The sequence below is a fragment of the Coprobacter sp. genome (assembly GCF_982436375.1).
Map to the genome: position 1 here is coordinate 1 of NZ_CEWDCG010000292.1, position 2,669 is coordinate 2,669.

Below are 2,669 nucleotides of genomic sequence, written 5' to 3' on the forward strand. Positions count from 1 at the left end.
ATATTTTTTTGTGTAGGAATTGTTTCGATAACCCTCTTATTCTTTTTTATAGCAAAAGGGTTTATCGGTTATATGCCTCCGATCGAAGAGTTGCAAAATCCGAAAGATAAATTCGCCTCCGAGATATATTCTTCCGATATGGAAGTGATCGGGCGATATTATCAGAGTAAAGGAAGCCGGGTGTATGTGGGATATAATGAAATTTCTCCTTATCTGGTTAATGCTCTTATTGCGACCGAAGACGCCCGTTTTGAAGATCACTCGGGAATCGATGTGAAAGCCTTGGCGAGGGCAGTGATAAAAAGAGGTTTGTTTTTTCAAAAAAGTGCAGGGGGGGGGAGTACAATTTCTCAGCAGTTAGCCAAGCAGTTGTTTTCTCCAAGTGCCGAAAATGTAATGGAACGGCTTTTTCAAAAGCCGATAGAATGGGTAATTGCCGTTCAGTTAGAACGTTTTTATACAAAAGAGGAAATTGTAAATATGTACTTAAATAAATTTGATTTTCTCTATAATGCCGTTGGAATACAGTCGGCAGCACAAATTTATTTTAATACGACTCCCGATAAACTATCGATAGAACAAGCGGCTACATTGATCGGAATGTGCAAAAATCCATCGTATTTTAATCCTGTTCGTCAACCCGAAAGAACGAGAGGTCGTCGTAATACGGTTTTAGAACAAATGTATAAATCGGATTATATTACTCGGGAGGAGAGAGATTCATTGCAAGCTCTTCCGTTGAAGCTCTACTTTAACCGTGTAGATCATAAAGAAGGGTTAGCTCCTTATTTTAGGGAACATTTGCGTTTGATGATGACTGCCAAAAAACCGGATCGAAGAGATTACAGAGGATGGCAGGGACAAAAATTTGTCGATGATTCTATCGCTTGGGAAACAAATCCTCTTTTCGGATGGTGTGAAAAAAATCGGAAAGCAGACGGTTCAAAATATAATATCTATACAGATGGGTTGAAAATATATACGTCATTAGATTCTCGGATGCAAAAATATGCAGAAGAGGCTGTTGAAGAGCATATCGGAGGTTTTCTGCAGCCTAAATTCTTTAATGAGAAGAAGGGGCGCAGTTACGCTCCGTTTGCAAGGAATTTATCTAAATCGGATATCGAAACTATTCTTAATAAGGCGATGAAACAGAGTGATCGGTACAGATATATGTCGGAAGCGGGTGCATCTGAAAAGGAAATCAGGAAAGCTTTCGATACACCTGTGGATATGCAAGTTTTTTCTTGGTATGGAATGATCGATACGGTTATGACTCCTATGGATTCTATTCGATATAATAAATCGTTTCTCCGTACAGGCTTTATGGTAATGGATTCTAAAACAGGGCATGTGAAAGCGTACGTCGGAGGAATTGATTTTCGCAATTTCCAGTATGACATGGTTTCAGATGGTAGGCGTCAAGTAGGTTCTACCATAAAACCGTTTTTATATACGTTGGCTATGGAAGAAGGTTTTAGCCCATGTGACGAAGCTCCCAATGTACAACCTCATATTCTTGATCCGGCTACAGGAAAGGTTTGGTCTCCGAGAAACTCTTCCAAGGCCCGAATTGGAGAGAATGTGACTTTACGTTGGGGGTTGGCTAATTCTAATAACTGGATTTCAGCTTATCTAATGGAACGGTTATCTCCAAGTTCTTTAGTGCGTTTGATGCATTCATTCGGTATTCGCAATTATATCGATCCGGTTATTTCTCTTTGTTTAGGACCGGCAGAAGTCTCTGTTGAAGAGATGGTGACAGCTTATACAGCCTTTTCGAATAAAGGTATTCGAGTTGATCCGTTATATGTTACCCGAATAGAGGATAATTTTGGAAATGTAATTGCCGAGTTTACTCCGAAAGTAACCGAAGTATTCAGTGAGGCTGCATATTATAAAATACTTCCGATGCTTAGAGATGTTATAGATCATGGTACAGGAGGGCGCATTCGGTATCGTCATAATATAACAGCTCCGATGGGAGGAAAGACCGGAACTACCAATAATAACTCGGATGGTTGGTTTATGGGATTTACACCGAGTTTGGCTGCCGGTGTATGGGTTGGAGGCGAGGAGCGTTCTATCCATTTTGATGGTATGGCAAACGGTCAGGGAGCAACGATGGCATTGCCTATCTATGGTATCTTTATGAAAAAAGTTTATGGCGATAAATCTTTGGGATATTCTGAAACGGAAGATTTTGTAATACCTGAACAATATAAAGATCCGTGTACGACCGGACCATATTCTGAAGAGGAATTTTCATCAGAGCCTGCTGAAGCTATAGAAGGTATTTTTGATTAGTTGATTCTATATTGAAATGAAATAGGTGTATCAAATTTTGATACACCTATACACACCCATTCAAGCTCCTACTCATCTTTTTTGATGAAATTTTTATAACAACACCTATGCTTTGAATGTATGAATTATAAGTTTGTCTAATTAAATGTTCGTTTAATTGGACAAATCCATAGGAGTTTTTCATAATGGAATATGCTGAGATCACATATTATAAAGAATTGTTTTATAATATATTTAAATAATAGTTTGTTTGATGTGAATAAATTGTATATTTGTCCGATCAAACGAAGGTTTTTTTGGAGCTATTTATATAATGCGAATCAGCAGTTGAAAACATCTTCAGATTCTTGATTTAAAAGTTT

1 protein-coding gene is annotated in these 2,669 nt (G+C 38.1%); it reads left to right on the forward strand.

Annotated elements, in window-relative coordinates; all coding sequences use genetic code 11:
- Window positions 1-2,307 (forward strand): transglycosylase domain-containing protein (locus AC1WHX_RS11765; protein ID WP_481229432.1); only part of this gene is annotated, 2,307 nt, incomplete at its 5' end.
- Between the last annotated feature and the right edge of the window lie 362 nt (window positions 2,308-2,669).